Annotated in this window: 19 protein-coding genes; 10 read left to right on the top strand and 9 right to left on the bottom strand. The window is 36.6% G+C overall.

Annotated elements, in window-relative coordinates:
* Positions 1–29: 29 nt before the first annotated feature.
* The 6 genes from MG292_RS02090 to MG292_RS02115 all read right to left on the bottom strand — a co-directional run bounded on the left by MG292_RS02090 (position 30) and on the right by MG292_RS02115 (position 7,597).
* Positions 30–632 carry a lipoprotein signal peptidase gene (locus MG292_RS02090; RefSeq protein ID WP_264534573.1) on the bottom strand — a complete coding sequence of 201 codons (603 nt, stop codon included), beginning with the start codon at positions 630–632 and terminating at the stop codon, positions 30–32.
* A gap of 116 nt (positions 633–748) precedes the next feature.
* Complete coding sequence (locus MG292_RS02095) at positions 749–1,129, bottom strand: TraR/DksA family transcriptional regulator (protein ID WP_264534347.1); 381 nt, start codon at positions 1,127–1,129, stop codon at positions 749–751.
* An 8-nt stretch (positions 1,130–1,137) separates the two neighbouring features.
* Positions 1,138–4,539, bottom strand: a complete 3,402-nt coding sequence (gene ileS, locus MG292_RS02100) for an isoleucine--tRNA ligase (RefSeq protein ID WP_264534346.1) — start codon at positions 4,537–4,539, stop codon at positions 1,138–1,140.
* 180 nt (positions 4,540–4,719) lie between these two features.
* Complete coding sequence (recO, locus tag MG292_RS02105) at positions 4,720–5,433, bottom strand: DNA repair protein RecO (RefSeq protein WP_264534345.1); 714 nt, start codon at positions 5,431–5,433, stop codon at positions 4,720–4,722.
* Between the two features lie 103 nt (positions 5,434–5,536).
* A complete protein-coding gene (gdhA, locus tag MG292_RS02110; RefSeq protein WP_264534344.1) occupies positions 5,537–6,880 on the bottom strand; it encodes an NADP-specific glutamate dehydrogenase in 1,344 nt (447 codons plus the stop codon).
* A gap of 261 nt (positions 6,881–7,141) precedes the next feature.
* Positions 7,142–7,597, bottom strand: a complete 456-nt coding sequence (locus MG292_RS02115; protein ID WP_264534343.1) for a DinB family protein — start codon at positions 7,595–7,597, stop codon at positions 7,142–7,144.
* An 86-nt stretch (positions 7,598–7,683) separates the two neighbouring features.
* On the opposite strand from MG292_RS02115, the gene MG292_RS02120 reads away from it, so the two are divergent.
* The 9 genes from MG292_RS02120 (at position 7,684) to MG292_RS02160 (ending at position 14,168) form a co-directional block, all read left to right on the top strand.
* Positions 7,684–8,040 carry an arsenate reductase family protein gene (locus tag MG292_RS02120; protein ID WP_264534342.1) on the top strand — a complete coding sequence of 119 codons (357 nt, stop codon included), beginning with the start codon at positions 7,684–7,686 and terminating at the stop codon, positions 8,038–8,040.
* Positions 8,033–8,932 carry a DMT family transporter gene (locus MG292_RS02125; RefSeq protein ID WP_264534341.1) on the top strand — a complete coding sequence of 300 codons (900 nt, stop codon included), beginning with the start codon at positions 8,033–8,035 and terminating at the stop codon, positions 8,930–8,932. Before MG292_RS02120 ends, MG292_RS02125 begins: the two co-directional genes overlap by 8 nt.
* Positions 8,933–8,969: 37 nt before the next feature.
* A complete protein-coding gene (locus tag MG292_RS02130; RefSeq protein WP_264534340.1) occupies positions 8,970–9,830 on the top strand; it encodes a YicC/YloC family endoribonuclease in 861 nt (286 codons plus the stop codon).
* Positions 9,831–9,840: 10 nt separating this feature from the next.
* Positions 9,841–10,413: a guanylate kinase gene (gmk, locus tag MG292_RS02135; protein ID WP_264534339.1), complete on the top strand. Its 573-nt coding sequence runs from the start codon at positions 9,841–9,843 to the stop codon at positions 10,411–10,413.
* 32 nt (positions 10,414–10,445) lie between these two features.
* Positions 10,446–10,811: a four helix bundle protein gene (locus MG292_RS02140; protein ID WP_264534338.1), complete on the top strand. Its 366-nt coding sequence runs from the start codon at positions 10,446–10,448 to the stop codon at positions 10,809–10,811.
* A 32-nt stretch (positions 10,812–10,843) separates the two neighbouring features.
* Positions 10,844–11,431, top strand: a complete 588-nt coding sequence (nadD, locus tag MG292_RS02145; RefSeq protein ID WP_264534337.1) for a nicotinate (nicotinamide) nucleotide adenylyltransferase — start codon at positions 10,844–10,846, stop codon at positions 11,429–11,431.
* A gap of 72 nt (positions 11,432–11,503) precedes the next feature.
* Positions 11,504–12,667, top strand: coding sequence for an iron-containing alcohol dehydrogenase (locus tag MG292_RS02150; RefSeq protein ID WP_264534336.1), 1,164 nt, complete (start codon positions 11,504–11,506; stop codon positions 12,665–12,667).
* A gap of 278 nt (positions 12,668–12,945) precedes the next feature.
* The gene (locus MG292_RS02155) at positions 12,946–13,941 is read left to right on the top strand and encodes an NAD(P)H-dependent glycerol-3-phosphate dehydrogenase (protein WP_264534335.1); all 996 of its coding nucleotides are present in this window, start codon (positions 12,946–12,948) and stop codon (positions 13,939–13,941) included.
* A gap of 11 nt (positions 13,942–13,952) precedes the next feature.
* A complete protein-coding gene (locus tag MG292_RS02160; RefSeq protein WP_264534334.1) occupies positions 13,953–14,168 on the top strand; it encodes a hypothetical protein in 216 nt (71 codons plus the stop codon).
* Here MG292_RS02160 and MG292_RS02165 read toward each other — a convergent pair whose 3' ends face one another.
* The 3 genes from MG292_RS02165 to MG292_RS02175 form a co-directional block, all read right to left on the bottom strand.
* A complete protein-coding gene (locus tag MG292_RS02165) occupies positions 14,169–14,576 on the bottom strand; it encodes a hypothetical protein (RefSeq protein WP_264534333.1) in 408 nt (135 codons plus the stop codon).
* 142 nt (positions 14,577–14,718) lie between these two features.
* Positions 14,719–15,738: a phenylalanine--tRNA ligase subunit alpha gene (gene pheS, locus MG292_RS02170; protein ID WP_264534332.1), complete on the bottom strand. Its 1,020-nt coding sequence runs from the start codon at positions 15,736–15,738 to the stop codon at positions 14,719–14,721.
* An 87-nt stretch (positions 15,739–15,825) separates the two neighbouring features.
* On the bottom strand, positions 15,826–16,182 hold the full coding sequence (locus tag MG292_RS02175; protein WP_264534331.1) for a hypothetical protein: 357 nt from the start codon (positions 16,180–16,182) through the stop codon (positions 15,826–15,828).
* Positions 16,183–16,318: 136 nt separating this feature from the next.
* Here MG292_RS02175 and MG292_RS02180 point away from each other — a divergent pair, with 136 nt between their 5' ends.
* Positions 16,319–16,822 (top strand): CvpA family protein, encoded by a 504-nt coding sequence (locus MG292_RS02180; RefSeq protein WP_264534330.1) that lies wholly within the window; start codon positions 16,319–16,321, stop codon positions 16,820–16,822.
* Positions 16,823–16,828: the final 6 nt, after the last annotated feature.

Here is a 16,828-nt window from a genome sequence, read left to right on the forward strand (position 1 = left end):
AGCCTTTTTAAATTGAAAAATAAAATTAACTATTCGTATTTATGAAATGCTTTTTTGTTAAAGAAAAGTAGAATCCCCACCCCTGTAGAAATAGCTACATCAGCTACATTAAAGATGGCATTAAAAAAGGTAAATTCTTTTCCGCCCCAAATAGGCAACCACGAAGGCAAATTCCCTTGCCAAATAGGAAAATAAAACAGGTCAACTACCTTACCATGAAACCAAGTACCATAGGGCTTGTTCGAAAACAAAGTCGCTACATTTTGTTGACTATCATCAAACGTTACCCCATAAAAAACGGAGTCTAAAATATTCCCGAAAGCACCTGCCATAATCAACGCAATGGCCACAATCAAATAGTTAGAACTGCGTCTTCTTTCAACCGAATCCCAAAGCCAGTACCCTATTCCTGCTACAGCAAATAAACGAAATACGGTCAGTATTAATTTGCCGTACTCTCCCGGAATTCGTGTACCCCATGCCATTCCTTCGTTTTCAATGAAGTAAATTTTAAACCAAGAAAATACCTCCACTTCTTCACCCAAAATGAAGTTAGTCTTAATATAAATTTTAGACACCTGATCTACAACTAATACAAGTAGCACTAGTAGATAAGCGTTTCGTAATGATATTGATTTGTATTCCATGGCGCAAAAGTAACTAATTTCCAAAAATAAAAATTCCAAATTCCAGCTTTTCTAATCAGAAATTTTGGAATTTGGAATAGTACAAATACTCTCTGTGTTGTTTATCGTTGCATATTTTTTGCTTCGATACTCATCGTAGCGTGAGGCACAATCAATAAGCGTTCTTTGCTAATTAATTTTCCAGTTACTTTACACACTCCGTAGGTTTTATTTTCAACACGGAAAAGCGCATTTTTCAAGTCACGAATGAACTTTTCTTGACGAATGGCTAATTGTGAATTGGCTTCTTTAGACATGGTTTCGCTACCTTCTTCAAACGCTTTGAATGTTGGAGACGTATCGTCTGTTCCATTATTCAAATCATTCATATAAGCGCTCTTAATCAAGTCCAAATCTTCTTGAGCTTTTACTATCTTTTTTTGAATTAATTCTTTAAATTCTGCTAAATCTGCATCTGAGTATCTTGCAATTTCATCTACCATGACTCAATCTATTTAGTGATTATTATTTTTGTTTTTATATCATCAAATTCTATTTCTAAGCCGTTGACTACTTCATTTTCAAAAACCAAACTTTCGGTTAAAGTTTCTGACTTGATATAGTCTTCGTTTGCTAACACTGCTTCTTGTAATTCAGCATTGTGTTGTAACGTCACTTTAATTTTATCTGTTACCTCAAAACCTGAATCCTTACGGATGTTTTGGATTCGGTTGACCAATTCTCTTGCAATACCTTCTTGCTTCAATTCTGCCGAAATGGTGATGTCTAACGCCACTGTAATTCCGTTAGAATTAGCCACTAACCAACCCTCAATATCTTGCGATGTAATTTCTACATCTTCTATAGTTAAAGATACAGTATTTCCGGCAATAACAATAGCTATACTTCCTTCACGTTCCAATTCGTTGATTTGATCTGGCGAAAATCCTTGTATCTCTTTAGAAATCAAGCCCATATCTTTACCAAAACGAGGTCCTAACGTCTTGAAATTAGGCTTAATTTGTTTCACCAAAATCCCTGAAGCATCGTCTAAAAGCACTACTTCTTTCACGTTTACTTCGGCTTTTATTAAGTCTGATACTGCTTCGATTTCGGCTCTCTGATTGTTGTCAAGTACCGGAATCATTACCTTTTGCAATGGTTGACGCACTTTAATCATCTCTTTTTTACGAAGAGATAATACCAATGATGAAATCGTTTGTGCTTTTTGCATTTTGCTTTCCAACGATTTATCAACAAAGTTTTCAACGTGTTCTGGAAATTTTGCCAAATGTACACTCTCAAATCCTTCTGAATGTGTTGCCTGTGTTAAGTCTTTGTATAATTTGTCCATATAAAATGGCGCAATTGGAGCAGCCAATTTACTTATGCTTAACAAACAAGTGTATAAAGTTTGATAAGCCGCGATTTTATCTTGGGCATACTCTCCTTTCCAAAAACGTCTTCTACACAAACGAACGTACCAGTTACTCAAGTTTTCCTGAACAAATTCAGAAATCGCTCGAGCTGCTTTGGTTGGCTCATAATCAGCATACGCTTCGTCAACTACCTGAACTAAAGTGTGTAGTTCGGATAAAATCCAACGGTCAATTTCTGGTCGCTCCGCCAAAGGAATTTCCGCTTCTGAATACGTAAATCCATCAATGTTAGCATATAAAGCAAAGAAAGAATAAGTGTTGTAAAGTGTTCCAAAGAATTTTCTACGCACCTCAGCCACCCCTTCAATATCAAATTTCAAGTTATCCCAAGGATTCGCATTGGATATCATGTACCAACGAGTTGCATCTGGACCGTATTCTTTCAAAGTTTCAAAAGGATCAACGGCATTCCCTAAACGTTTTGACATTTTCTGTCCGTTTTTGTCCAATACCAATCCGTTAGAAACCACATTTTTATACGCGATTTTGTCAAAAACTAAAGTTCCAATAGCGTGTAAGGTATAGAACCAACCACGGGTTTGATCGACTCCTTCAGCAATAAAATCAGCTGGAAACGATTTATTTTGGTCAATCAACTCTTTATTTTCAAATGGATAATGCCATTGAGCATACGGCATGGCGCCTGAATCAAACCAAACGTCAATCAAATCGCTTTCGCGTTGCATTGGTTTTCCTGAAGCCGAAACCAAAGTGATTTCGTCCACTACATTTTTGTGCAAGTCAATCAAATCATAATTAGATTCCGACATGTTTCCAATCTCAAAACCAGCAAACGGATTTGTTTTTTGGAAACCCGCCTGAATTGATTTTTCAATTTCGTGGTACAATTCTTCTACCGAACCAATCAAGATTTCTTCTTGTTTGTCTTCAGTTCTCCAAATTGGCAACGGAATTCCCCAATATCTAGAACGGGATAAATTCCAATCGTTAGCATTTTTCAACCAGTTCCCAAAACGACCTTCTCCAGTCGCTTTTGGCTTCCAGTTGATGGAATCGTTCAAGTCAAACATACGGTCACGCACTTCGGTAATCTTGATGAACCAAGAATCCAAAGGGTAGTATAAAATAGGCTTATCCGTTCTCCAACAATGTGGGTAACTGTGAACGTATTTCTCTACTTTGAACGCCTTATTTTCTTCTTTTAACTGAATGGCAATTTCCACATCGGCAGAACGCTCTGGTGCTTCGCCTTCATTATAGTATTCGTTTTTAACGTATTTACCAGACAAATCCCCTAGTCCATTGACAAATTTACCTTGTAAATCCACCAAAGGAACTGGCGTACCATTTTCGTCTAAGACTAACATTGGTGGCACTTCTGGAGACGCTTCTTTGGCTACTTTAGCATCATCTGCACCAAATGTAGGCGCGGTATGTACAATTCCTGTTCCGTCTTCGGTAGTAACGAAATCTCCTGCAATTACTCTAAACGCATTTTCTGGGTTTTGATACGGCAAAGCCAAAGGCATCAATTGCTCGTAACGAATTCCAACCAAGTCCGCTCCTTTGGCTTCCGCCAAAATTTGAAATGGAATTTTCTTATCTCCTGCTTTGAAATTTTCAAAATCAGCAGCTTCTGCCGATTCGAAAAACGTTTTGCCAAATTGTTTTCCCACCAAGTTTTTAGCCAAAATGACATTCGTTGGTAAGAACGTATATTGATTGAAGGTTTTCACCAACACATAATCAATTTTTGGACCTACAGTCAAAGCGGTATTCGATGGCAAAGTCCAAGGAGTAGTCGTCCAAGCCAAAACATGAATGTCTCCAAATCCTTGTAAAAAACTCGGCAACGATTCGGGTTTGGTCTTGAATTGCGCCACAATCGTTGTATCAGTTACATCGCGGTACGAACCTGGTTGATTCACCTCGTGCGAAGACAATCCTGTCCCCGCTTTTGGTGAGTACGGCTGAATAGTGTAACCTTTGTACATCAAATCCTTGTTGTAGATTTGTTTCAACAACCACCACACGGTTTCCATGTATTTAGGTTTGTACGTCACATACGGATCGTTCATATCAACCCAATACCCCATTTTTTCCGTTAGGTCGTTCCAAACATCCGTATAGCGCATCACGGTGCGTTTGCAGGCCTCGTTGTATTCTTCTACGGTGATGGTTTTACCAATGTCTTCTTTAGTAATTCCCAATTCTTTTTCAGTACCCAATTCAACCGGTAAACCGTGGGTATCCCAACCTGCTTTACGCTTTACTTGGAATCCTTTTTGAGTTTTATAGCGACAAAAAATATCTTTAATAGCACGTGCCATCACGTGGTGAATTCCTGGTAAGCCATTTGCCGAAGGCGGCCCCTCAAAAAACACGTACGGCGGATTCCCTTCACGGGTAGTTACCGTTTTCTCAAATATCGTTTCTTTCTTCCAAAAATCCAGCACCTCTTCTGCCGATTTTGGCAAGTCAAGTCCTTTGTATTCAGTAAATTTTGTGCTCATGGTATGCTTTTCTAAATCGAGTTGCGAAAGTAGTGAATATTAGTAAATAGGCAAAAGCGAAAAGGCAAAAGTTATTGATGCTACTTTAAGATAGAAAATCCAACACTAATTTCACAGATTAGCACAGATGACATACTACATCTGAGAAATTTGTGCAAATTCGTCAAATTCGTGTTTCTTTTACGCAAAAACTTCCTTTAACACCTCCAAGGATTTCGGTTTTCTAAAGCCGTCCAAGTGATAGCTGTAATATTCCATTAGGATTTTCAAGAGGATTTGTCTTTCAATCACATGAAAAATCTTTTGATCCGAATCCCATTTTAAGTCAATCAGTTTTTTAAACAAAAGGGTTTCGTGTTCGGTTAGCGAACTCACCGCATGAAAAGGAGAAAAAACACCTTCTACCAATTCGAAAAAAGCTCGATCCCTGTTAGTCACATCAGGATAGAAACCAAAATATTTGGTCATTTCGAGTAATAAAATTAAATGAAAATTAGCCGTTTCATTGTGGTTATCGAGCCACTGCAAAGCCGTTTCTATAAACGTAAAAAGCGCTTCGTTTTTTTCTTCTTCGTGTATGGAATGGTGCAAAATCTCCGATACAAATAACACAATCGTACTTTTAACAATGTCGGTATGAATCGAATGAAAAGGCGTGGCAATTTTAATTTCTTTAAAATTTTCCAAAGTACCTTTGTTCTTATGCACCGCTTCGATTTCCAAAATACTCAAAGGCTGGAAATAGGCAATTTTTTGATTCGATTTTCGAGATGAAAAAGCATCCCGAACAAAATAGGATTTCAAACCATGCGTCAGGGTAAAGCATTTCACAATCAGGCTTTTTTCCTGAAATTTTAATGCCGAAATAACAATCGCTTTGGTTTTGACTTGCATGTATTAAATATTGGTTCACAAATATAGCATACTCTACCGCACAAACTAAAAAAACCTTCTCCCGAAAATCGAAAGAAGGTTTTTAGCATTTGAATTAATAGTCTTATACCACCCCTTGTGCCAGCATGGCATCCGCCACTTTTACAAATCCAGCGATATTGGCTCCTTTTACATAATTTACATACCCATCTTCCTCTGCACCATATTTTTTACATTGATTGTGAATGCCTACCATAATTTCTTTTAATCGCGCATCGACTTCCTCGCTCGTCCAGTTCAAACGAATGGAATTTTGCGTCATTTCTAAACCAGAAGCCGCAACTCCACCCGCATTAGCAGCTTTACCTGGAGCAAAAAGCACTTTGTTTTCTAGGAACAATTTAATTGCTTCTAGAGTACACGGCATATTGGCCGCCTCGGTTACACAAATGACACCGTTAGCAATTAAATTTTTAGCATCTTGCTCGTTCAACTCGTTTTGAGTCGCACATGGAATCGCAATATCTACTTTAGCTTCCCAAGGACTTTTGCCTTTGTGGAACTCAGCATTAGGATATTTCTCTAAATAGGCTTCGGCTTTGTTATCGCCACGCGCTCTCATTTCAAGCATAAAATCGATTTTATCGCCTGAGATTCCATCTTTATCATAAATATACCCGTCAGGACCTGAAATGGTCACAACTTTTCCACCTAATTCATTCACTTTCAAAGCAACTCCCCAAGCCACGTTTCCAAAACCTGAAATCGCTACGGTTTTCCCTTTGATATCCTGGCCAATGGTACGCAACATTTGCTCTGTAAAATACACTACACCGTATCCTGTTGCTTCTGGACGAATTAACGATCCTCCGTAAGCCAATCCTTTTCCGGTTAATACTCCCGTAAATTCATTGCGAATGCGTTTGTATTGTCCAAATAAGTAGCCAATTTCTCTTGCTCCTACTCCGATATCTCCCGCAGGAACATCCAAGTCAGGTCCAATATGGCGACACAATTCTGTCATAAACGATTGACAGAAACGCATGATTTCACTATCCGATTTTCCTTCTGGATCAAAATCAGAACCTCCTTTTCCACCACCCATTGGTAGTGTGGTCAAACTGTTTTTGAATACTTGTTCGAAAGCCAAGAATTTCAAAACTGATAAGTTCACGGTATGATGAAAACGAATTCCGCCTTTGTATGGCCCAATAGCCGAGTTCATTTGGATTCTGAATCCACGATTTACAATAATTTCTCCTTTATCATCTACCCATGGCACTCTAAAAATGATCGAACGCTCTGGCTCGGCGATACGAAGTAATATATTTTTCCCGTCGTATTTTTTTCGTTCGGAGATAAACGGAATTACTGTTTCAGCAAATTCTCTAACGGCTTGAATGAATTCGGGTTCGTTTGGATTTTTGGCTTCTACCAAAGCCATAAATTGATTTATTTTTTCTTCCATCTTTAGCACTAAATTTAGGTCAATACAATTGATTTTAAGTTCAAATCGGTTTTTAAGAAATCGATTTCGTAACTACAAACAAAGATAGATGTAATTGAAGAATAAATCCACGCTATTTAACGAGTTTTTTTGCAGATTTATCGTTTTAACAAGCTATTTTAAAGAAATTTACATTTACAATAATAAAATTTACGAAAACGATATAGTTTTCGCAATTTTTACATCAAAAACAATTGTTTTCTTATAAGAGAAGAAAATAGACTACAGCAACTTGCGCATACTCATCATAATTCCAAGATGAAGTCCTTCGTGAAAATTATTATACGCCATGGCATCTTTGACATTTTTCAAGACAAATCCACTAGAGGTAGGATATTCCGTAAATTGAGTAAAAACACCACTGCCATAATCGGCTTGCGTTTGGTCTATAGTATCAAATAAAAGGGATTTAATCAAATCAACATCCGCCTGAGTAGCTGGTTGTTCTGGTTTAGTTCCTTTTCTGTATTGGTCTACCAATTCATCAGAAACTAACATGTTCAAACCGGAAAGCTTGTAAATTAACAACTGCTGAGTCACCACAACGTGGGCAATATTCCAAAATAAATTATTGCTAAATCCTTCCGGAATTGCATTTAATTGGTCTAAAGTGTAGTCCTCTAAAAAAGGAGCGATTAATTTTCGGCACGTTCTGTTCAGTTCGAATATTTGTTCCATTGGGTTTTGATTTGAAATTTTTGCTAAAAATAATCATTTTAAGTGGCAAATGAATTTTCTTTGCAAAAAAGTAATCGCGTTTCAATATGAACACAATATATTACCTCGCTTCTTGCGATACCTGTCGAAAAATAATCAAAGCCTTGCCAGAAGGCCATAATTTGGTTTTTCACGACATCAAACAAGACCCTATTACCGAAGAGCAATTAGACGAAATGTACCAACTTTCGGGTAGTTACGAAGCGCTTTTTAGTAAAAAAGCACAATTATACAAGTCATTAGGATTAAAGGACAAAGCTCTTACTGAATCCGATTTCAAAAAATACCTCTTGGAACACTATACTTTTTTGAGTCGTCCCGTTTTTATTATTGACGGTGCCATCTACATTGGCAACAGCCAACAAAACATTCTTAAAGTTCATAACGCATTACGCAATGTCTAAACGAAATTTTGCTTTAGTAGCTGCTACTTTTGTTTCCATTATTTATGGAATGACTTTTACCATTGCCAAAGATGTAATGCCACAATATATAGGCGCTTATGGGTTTATTTCTTTACGAGTGGGAGGCACAATGCTTTTGTTTTGGACAACAGCTTTACTAATGAAAGTTTGTAATCAACTGCCACCAGAAAAAATCGCTCCTCAAGACTATCAAAGAATAGTAGGCGCTGCCTTTTTTGGAGTAGCCTTGAATATGCTTACTTTTTTCAAAGGGTTGAGTTTAACTTCTCCGATTAGCGCATCGGTAATCATGGTTTCTACCCCTATGATTGTGTTGGTGCTATCCGCCATTATTATGAAAGAACGACTCCGAAAGCGAATGGTGTCTGGACTCATTCTTGGATTAACAGGAACCGCGTTGTTGATTCTTTATGGCAAAGCAATTGCCGGAGCAAAGCAAGCAGGATTAGGTAATTTGCTTGTTTTAATTAACGCTATCTCCTACGGATATTACTTAATAATTGTCAAAAAATTAATGCATAAATACCATGCTTTTACCTTTGTAAAATGGATTTATCTTTTAGGTTTTTTGATGGTTTTACCTTTTGGATGGAACGAATTTCAAGCTGTTCAATGGTCTAGCGTTCCTACTATTGTTTATTGGAAAATTAGTTTTGTAGTATTTTGTTCCACTTTCCTAACCTATTTGTTGAATCTCCTTTCAATGAAAGAATTAAGCCCTACAACGGTAGCCGTGTTTATTTATTTACAACCTCTTTTTGCTACAGTTTTTGCTATTGGATTAGGAAAAGACGAATTGAATGGCGTTAAAATAATTTCGGCAGTGCTAATTTTTAGTGGGGTTTATCTGGTTACAATGAAGAAATCCTAAAATTTCAATACATTTGTAGCTATTACACAATTCATATATGATACAATCAATGACTGGTTTTGGTAAAGCTACGTTGCAATTGCCAACCAAAAAAATCACGGTAGAAGTTAAATCGTTAAACAGTAAAGGACTCGATTTAAATGTAAGAATGCCTTCGCTTTACCGCGAAATGGAATTGGGTTTGCGCAACCAAATTGCACTGAAATTAGAAAGAGGCAAAGTTGATTTTTCGATTTTCATCGAAAGTACTGCCGAACAAACTTCAACTAAAGTCAATGTGCCAATTGTGAAAGGGTATATCGAACAATTAAGAGCGGTATATGCCAATGCAGAAGAAACCGAATTGATGAAAATGGCCATTCGCATGCCAGATACTTTAAAAACGGAACGCGAAGAAATCGATGAAAATGATTGGACGCAAATTGAAACTGCTATCGACGAAGCGTTACAAAACATCGTAAACTTTAGAAAAGACGAAGGACAATCACTTGAAAAAGAATTTCAATTGCGTATTGCCAATATTCGCCAATACATGAACGAAGCCTTGGCACTAGATCCAGAACGTGTTCAAGCCATTAAAGACCGTTTGCAAACGGCTATTTCCGAATTAAAAGTAAACGTAGATGAAAATCGTTTCGAACAAGAATTAATTTACTACTTAGAAAAATTAGATATTACCGAAGAAAAGGTGCGCTTAACGAATCACTTGGATTATTTCTTGGAAACCCTTAAAGGAAAAGAGGCTAATGGTAGAAAATTAGGCTTCATTACTCAAGAAATGGGACGCGAAATCAATACCATGGGATCTAAATCGAATCATGCACAAATGCAAAAATTAGTCGTTCAAATGAAAGACGAATTGGAGAAAATTAAGGAGCAAGTGTTGAATGTACTGTAATTAGCATCGTATGAAAGGAAAATTAATCGTATTCTCAGCTCCATCGGGTTCTGGAAAAACTACTATAGTAAGACATTTATTGGCGCAGGCCGATTTGAATTTAGAGTTCTCTATTTCGGCAGCTACTCGCGAAGCGCGCGGCGAAGAAGTGAATGGTAAGGACTATTATTTTATGTCGTTAGATCAATTTAAACAACACATCAAAAACGAAGATTTTGTAGAATGGGAAGAAGTGTACCGCGATAATTTTTACGGAACGTTAAAAAGCGAAGTGGAGCGCATTTGGGCTAAAGGCAAAAATGTAATCTTTGATATTGACGTTGCAGGCGGATTGCGTATTAAGTCTAAATTTCCAGAAGAAACCTTAGCCGTTTTTGTGAAACCCCCAAGTGTGGACGAACTAAAACGCCGATTGAAAGAGCGCTCTACTGAAAGCGAAGAAAAAATCAATATGCGTATTGCAAAAGCCCACGTAGAATTGGCCACTGCGCCACAATTTGATGTAATCATAAAAAATTACGACTTAGAGGTAGCTTTAGACGAAGCCTACCAATTAGTGAAAGCATTTATTTCTAAAAAGTGATTAGTAAAGAGTAATTAGTAATTAGCTTGGTAATGGGAGAGATAAAATCATATAAGGATTTATTGATTTGGCAAAAAGGGATCAAAATTGTTAGTTTGGTTTATCAATTGGCAAAATCATTTCCTCAAGAAGAATTGTATGCCTTGACAAGCCAACTAAAACGAGCTGCGGTTTCTGTCCCTTCAAATATAGCTGAAGGTTATGGAAGAAATACAGACAAATCGTTTAGTCATTTTTTAGATATTTCAAGAGGCTCATTATTCGAAATCGAAACACAGTTACATATTGCTAATGAACTTGGTTTTGTAACAACTCAGCATTTATACAATGAAATTTTAAGTCAAATTGAAGAAGAATCTAAAATGATAAACGCTTTTTCAAAAACGTTGAAAAACTAATTACTTTTTACTAATCACTAGTGACTAAAACTATGAAAATAGGTCTCTATTTCGGAACTTTTAATCCTATTCATGTGGGGCATTTAATTATTGCCAATCACATGGCGGAGCATGCCGATTTAGACCAGGTTTGGATGGTGGTTACTCCACACAATCCGTTGAAAAAGAAAAGCACACTGCTGGCTGACCATCACCGATTAGAAATGGTGTTTTTAGCAACGGAAGATTTTCCAAAAATCAAACCTTCGGATATTGAATTTAAGCTTTCGCAGCCCAATTATACAGTGAACACCTTAGTTCATTTAGAAGAAAAATATCCAGAACATGCGTTTTCTTTAATTATGGGCGAAGACAATTTGAAGTCGTTTCACAAATGGAAAAATTACGAGGCGATTTTAGCACATCACGAAATCTACGTCTACCCGAGAGTTGGTTTTACTGATGAAAACGATAATCACCTTTTTAAAAATCACCCAAAAATTCATCTGATTGATGCTCCTGTGGTAGAAATTTCTTCTACAGCTATCAGAGACCACATCAAAAAAGGAAAAAATGTCTTGGCTTTGCTACCTCAAAAAGTTTGGGCATACATTGATCACAATAATTTTTACAAAAAATAAATCGGCACTATTAACAGTTGTTTACCTAACGGTTGCTTCCTTATTTAGTACTTTTAATAAAAACTTATACTCATGTTAAATTTTGAATTATACAATCCTGTCAAATTAATTTTTGGAAAAGGAGAAATAGAAAAATTAAGTACTTTAATTCCTAAAGAATCGAAAGTATTAGTCGCTTATGGCGGTGGAAGTATTTTTAAAAATGGAATTTACGACCAAGTAAAAACGGCATTACAGGGTTTTGATGTAGTGGAATTTGGCGGCATAGAGGCTAACCCCTATTATGAAACGTTGATGAAAGCGGTGGACATCATTCGCGAACAAAAAATAGATTTCATTTTGGCTGTAGGTGGCGGAAGCGTAATAGACGGAGTAAAATTCATCTCGGCTGCTGTTCATTTTCAAGGCAATCCAATGGATATTCTACACCAAAGAATTCTCTTCAAAGAAGGGGCTGATGTGGTACCTTTTGGAACTGTTCTAACTTTGCCAGCTACGGGAAGCGAAATGAATTCAGGTTCAGTGATTTCGATAAAAGCAACCCAAGAAAAACGCGATTTTGGTGGTTCGGCTATGTTTCCAAAGTTTTCTATTTGCGACCCAACTGTGATTGCGTCATTGCCAAAAAGACAATTACAAAATGGCGTTATTGATGCCTATGTTCACGTTTTGGAGCAATATTTAACCTATCCACACAAAGGCTATTTACAAGATCGAATTGCCGAAAGCATTTTACAAACCCTAATTGAAGTTGGTCCTCAAGTAGTCGAAAATCCAACCGATTATACCTTGGCATCAAATTTTATGTGGAGTTGTACCATGGCATTAAACGGATTGATTCAAAAAGGCGTTCCGTCAGATTGGGCAACGCACATGATTGGACATGAATTAACCGCGTTGTACAATATTGACCACGCTCGAACATTGGCGATTATCGGCCCTAATCTATTCCGCGTTTTATTTGAAACCAAAAAAGAAAAATTAGCACAATACGGAAAAAGAGTGTTCCAATTGACTGGAACCGAGGAAGAAATTGCCCGTCAAGCGATTGAAGCAACTGTAGCCTTTTATCATACTATGGGAATGAAAACCAAAATTTCTGAAAATGCTGCCAACATTGAAAATACGGCTGATTTTATCGTAAATCGATTTGAAAAAAGGGGTTGGAAAGCTTTAGGTGAAAGACAAAACCTCACTTTAGACAAACTGCGTGAGATTGTTGAATTAAGTTACTAGTTTTAAAATCAAAAAGGCGTTCTACTTACTACTGTGGGACGCCTTTTCAAAATACAAAAACAAAACTAACTAACTCAAAATGCATTTTTAACTATAAAAACTTCATTAATAATAGTTTACAACGTAAACTATTATTTTTTATTGTGCAGCAGTGTAAAAAAATAAATTAAAAAGTAGTCGTTGTATTGTTAAAGCCTATCAATTCTGATACTACCAAATAGAATAAATTGGTGTTTATTGTTTTTTTTACCTACTTTTGATTAAATCCAATACATAAAATGACCGAAAATTTAAAATTTGCAGTGATTGGTGGAGGTAGTTGGGCTACCGCCATTGCGAAAATGTTATGTACTAATTTACCTGAAATTTCTTGGTACATGCGTAACGAAGCTGCAATTGAACATATTAAAACAGAAAAACACAATCCGAATTACTTGAGTTCGGTGGAGTTTGACACCAATAAACTACGATTAACACACGATATTAACGAAGCCGTTGCCTATGCCGATTATCTGATTTTTGCTATTCCATCTGCTTTTTTGGAAGCTGAATTGGCTAATTTGACTACTTCGCTAGAGAACAAAATCATTTTCTCTGCTATTAAAGGTATTGTGCCTGAAACGAGTTTAATTGTGGGCGAACATTTTCATTTTAATTATAACATTCCGTATTATAATATAGGTGTAATTACAGGGCCTTGTCATGCCGAAGAAGTGGCATTAGAGCGACTTTCGTACCTGACTATTGCGTGTGGAGATCCTGAAAAAGCGACTATTGTAGCCAAAAATTTATCTAGCAATTACATCAAAACTAAAATTACCGATGACATTATTGGTACTGAATATGCGGCGATGTTAAAAAACATTTATGCAGTAGCGGCAGGAATTGCTCATGGTTTAGGCTATGGAGATAACTTCCAATCGGTTTTGATGAGTAATGCCATTCGGGAGATGAAGAAATTCATCAAAAAAGTACATAAAATGAAACGCAACATCAATGACTCAGCTTATTTAGGCGATTTATTGGTTACGGGATATTCTGTTTTTTCTAGAAACAGAATGTTCGGAAATATGATTGGAAAAGGCTATACCGTAAAGAGTGCGATGATGGAAATGAGTATGGTAGCCGAAGGCTATTATGCTACTAAAAGTGCGTACCAATTGAATCAAGGTTACGGAGCCAGCACCCCAATTATTAATACGGTATACAGTATTTTATACGAAGGGAAAAATGCCAAAAAAGTATTCAAAAACTTGACAGATCAACTAGATTAAATACAGCAATTATGAGCGAAAGATGGAAATATCAGGTTAAAACAGGCGTTTTTTGGGGACTTTTTATGATAGGTTTTTCTACTTGGTACCAGTCTGGCAGAACACCACTAGCCACCCAATTAGCAGACAACGGCTATTATTTTAGAGCTGTAGGTTATATTGTTTTTGGGATTTTTGTATTGGGCTACTCTAGCTGGACCGCTAAAAAACGTAGAGAGGGTAAGTAATTACCGAACAATTACACCCTCTACAAATAGAATTGGCACTTCCTCTTGATTGGCTTCTTGAATAGAGTTGGCTTTGAAAATAAATTTCTTGTCATACAATGTATTACCTATAAAAAAGGTTACCATAAATTCATTGTTTAAAGCCAATAGACTTTTTTCAATCATCTCGATTTTGGCCACAGAAACCTCAGGAATTTCCGCAAAAGCATGACGTAAAACGGATGTTTTTTTCATCTCTCCGTCTAAGGTTCCAAATGCTTTAGAAACGACCATTACACCATCCAATTGAAAATCAGAATCGTTGACTAAATAAGCATACCACACTTTTTCCATGAAATCATCGCTCCATTCTTGAACGACTGCCATGAAAACATTTTCTACTTCGGGGATGATGATGTCTTTTTTCATATATGCAAAAGTTAATTTTTAGCGGACATATATGTAATCGCTTTATTTATTGGTGTTTGCTTGCGCAAACTTGTGGTTAATGGCGATTTCATATTGTAAAAAACCCTTTCTAAATGTTACTTCAAAAAGGGCGAATTATAAATTATACTATTGATTTGAATTGTTCTAAGAAACGAACGTCATTTTCGTAAAACATTCGGATATCTCCAATTTGGTACAGCAACATGGCGATACGCTCTACTCCCATTCCGAAAGCAAAACCATTGTATTCGTCTGGATTGATCCCGCAGTTTTTCAACACATTCGGATCTACCATTCCGCAACCTCCAATTTCTAACCAACCCGTTCCTTTGGTAATACGGTAATCGGTTTCGGTTTTCAAGCCCCAATAAATATCGATCTCGGCACTTGGTTCTGTAAAAGGAAAATAAGACGGTCTCAAACGGATTTTTGACTTTCCGAACATCTCTTTAGTGAAATACAATAAGGTTTGTTTTAAATCAGCAAAAGAAACGTCTTTGTCAATATACAAGCCTTCTACTTGATGGAAAATACAGTGGGAACGTGACGAAACCGCTTCGTTACGAAAAACACGCCCAGGAGAAATCGTTCTAATTGGCGGTTTATTATTTTCCATATAACGCACTTGTACTGATGAGGTGTGGGTGCGCAACAAAATATCAGGATTCGTTTGAATAAAAAAGGTGTCCTGCATGTCACGAGCTGGATGGTATTCTGGCAAGTTCAAGGCAGTAAAATTGTGCCAATCGTCTTCGATTTCTGGACCTTCAGACACGTTGAAACCTACAGTAGAAAAAATATCGATTATTTGATTTTTAACCAAAGAAATTGGATGACGCGACCCAATCAAAACCGGCTCTGCCGCACGCGTTAAATCGCCATAGGCTCCTTTGCTTTCTTCTTTACTTTCTAAGGCTTCTTGGATGGATTTTACTTTATCTTCGGCAGACGTTTTCAATAAATTAATTACTTGTCCAAATTCTTTTTTCTGTTCGTTAGGAACATTTTTAAATTCGGCAAACAACTCTTTTAAAAGTCCTTTACTTCCTAAAAATTTAATTCTGAAAGCTTCTAGTTCTGCTGGATCTTGTGAGGAAAATCCTTGTGCTTCGCTAATGTATTCTTTTATCTTATCTATCATCAGTCTTTTGGTAAAGGTGCAAAATTACGTTTTTTTAGTGAAAAGTAAAACCTCGTTTAGTGATTAGTTATTGGATACGAGTCACTATTATTTAATTAATTCTCTTTCCAGAAAATAATTCACAATCGCTTCTTTCATCAATACCGATTGCTCCCCTGCTTTTAAAGGTGGTAATTCTTCTTTTACTTTGTAATGAGGCCAACCTTCTTCGTCAAAAAATTCAAATTCATAATACCCATACGGCTCTAATAATCGGCAAATGGCGATGTGCATCAAATTGACTTTTTCATCTTTTTTAAACTCGCGATGAAGCTGTCCTAACTCTTGAATTCCGATTAAGTAAATGATGGCATCCAAATCTAAATCTTCGCCTTGCGAAAACCGATCGGATAATATAACTACAAGCTGTTCCCAGCGTTCCTTCAATTGTGCGTCTCTTGACATTGGATGTGCGATTTACGATTTACGATTTACGAAGGGCAAAACGAAACCAAAATTTGAACCGCAAAGATAAGAAGTAGAAAATTGACAACAGACAATCCTCAATTCTTTTATCTTTGTGCTTTTATACAATATAGCTATGGGATTTTTAGACATTGTTATTGGGGCATTATTGATTTATGCTGCATTCAAAGGAATTCAAAACGGACTTTTTGTAGAACTGGCTTCCTTTTTTTCTTTAATTGCAGGAATTTATCTGGCTTTCCAATTTTCGGCTATGGCAAAAACTGCGTTAGCGGGAGTCGTAAAATGGAATCCGTATTCTATTCAAGTCATTGCTTTTATTCTTACTTTTTTGGTGGTGATTATAGGAATCTCTTTAGCCGGAAAGTTCTTGACTAAATTGGTGAGTTTTGCTTATTTGGGATGGATCAACAAAGCGGGTGGTGGGTTTTTCAGAATGCTGAAAACGGTATTAATTGTAAGTATCCTGTTTAGTGTTTTTGAGAAAATCAACTACAATCATTTTTTAGCCAAAAAAGAAACTTTAGATCGTTCTATTTTCTTTAATCCAATTCAAAAAACAGCTGATTTTATTTTCCCTTCTATTCAGAAATTGTACCAAAAAGCGACTAAGAAATAACCCTAA

The sequence above is a fragment of the Flavobacterium keumense genome (assembly GCF_029866485.1).
Classification (GTDB): Bacteria; Bacteroidota; Bacteroidia; order Flavobacteriales; family Flavobacteriaceae; genus Flavobacterium; species Flavobacterium keumense.

What these genes read in the sequence shown, in the direction of transcription:
- MG292_RS02140 (WP_264534338.1), top strand. Translation starts at nt 10,446, where the DNA reads ATGGGAGAGATAAAATCATATAAGGATTTATTGATTTGGCAAAAAGGG.
- MG292_RS02130 (WP_264534340.1), top strand. Translation starts at nt 8,970, where the DNA reads ATGATACAATCAATGACTGGTTTTGGTAAAGCTACGTTGCAATTGCCA.
- MG292_RS02150 (WP_264534336.1), top strand. Translation starts at nt 11,504, where the DNA reads ATGTTAAATTTTGAATTATACAATCCTGTCAAATTAATTTTTGGAAAA.
- MG292_RS02155 (WP_264534335.1), top strand. Translation starts at nt 12,946, where the DNA reads ATGACCGAAAATTTAAAATTTGCAGTGATTGGTGGAGGTAGTTGGGCT.
- gmk (WP_264534339.1), top strand. Translation starts at nt 9,841, where the DNA reads ATGAAAGGAAAATTAATCGTATTCTCAGCTCCATCGGGTTCTGGAAAA.
- MG292_RS02125 (WP_264534341.1), top strand. Translation starts at nt 8,033, where the DNA reads ATGTCTAAACGAAATTTTGCTTTAGTAGCTGCTACTTTTGTTTCCATT.
- MG292_RS02180 (WP_264534330.1), top strand. Translation starts at nt 16,319, where the DNA reads ATGGGATTTTTAGACATTGTTATTGGGGCATTATTGATTTATGCTGCA.
- MG292_RS02160 (WP_264534334.1), top strand. Translation starts at nt 13,953, where the DNA reads ATGAGCGAAAGATGGAAATATCAGGTTAAAACAGGCGTTTTTTGGGGA.
- pheS (WP_264534332.1), bottom strand. Translation starts at nt 15,738, where the DNA reads ATGATAGATAAGATAAAAGAATACATTAGCGAAGCACAAGGATTTTCC.
- MG292_RS02095 (WP_264534347.1), bottom strand. Translation starts at nt 1,129, where the DNA reads ATGGTAGATGAAATTGCAAGATACTCAGATGCAGATTTAGCAGAATTT.
- ileS (WP_264534346.1), bottom strand. Translation starts at nt 4,539, where the DNA reads ATGAGCACAAAATTTACTGAATACAAAGGACTTGACTTGCCAAAATCG.
- MG292_RS02120 (WP_264534342.1), top strand. Translation starts at nt 7,684, where the DNA reads ATGAACACAATATATTACCTCGCTTCTTGCGATACCTGTCGAAAAATA.
- recO (WP_264534345.1), bottom strand. Translation starts at nt 5,433, where the DNA reads ATGCAAGTCAAAACCAAAGCGATTGTTATTTCGGCATTAAAATTTCAG.
- MG292_RS02175 (WP_264534331.1), bottom strand. Translation starts at nt 16,182, where the DNA reads ATGTCAAGAGACGCACAATTGAAGGAACGCTGGGAACAGCTTGTAGTT.
- MG292_RS02165 (WP_264534333.1), bottom strand. Translation starts at nt 14,576, where the DNA reads ATGAAAAAAGACATCATCATCCCCGAAGTAGAAAATGTTTTCATGGCA.
- nadD (WP_264534337.1), top strand. Translation starts at nt 10,844, where the DNA reads ATGAAAATAGGTCTCTATTTCGGAACTTTTAATCCTATTCATGTGGGG.
- gdhA (WP_264534344.1), bottom strand. Translation starts at nt 6,880, where the DNA reads ATGGAAGAAAAAATAAATCAATTTATGGCTTTGGTAGAAGCCAAAAAT.
- MG292_RS02115 (WP_264534343.1), bottom strand. Translation starts at nt 7,597, where the DNA reads ATGGAACAAATATTCGAACTGAACAGAACGTGCCGAAAATTAATCGCT.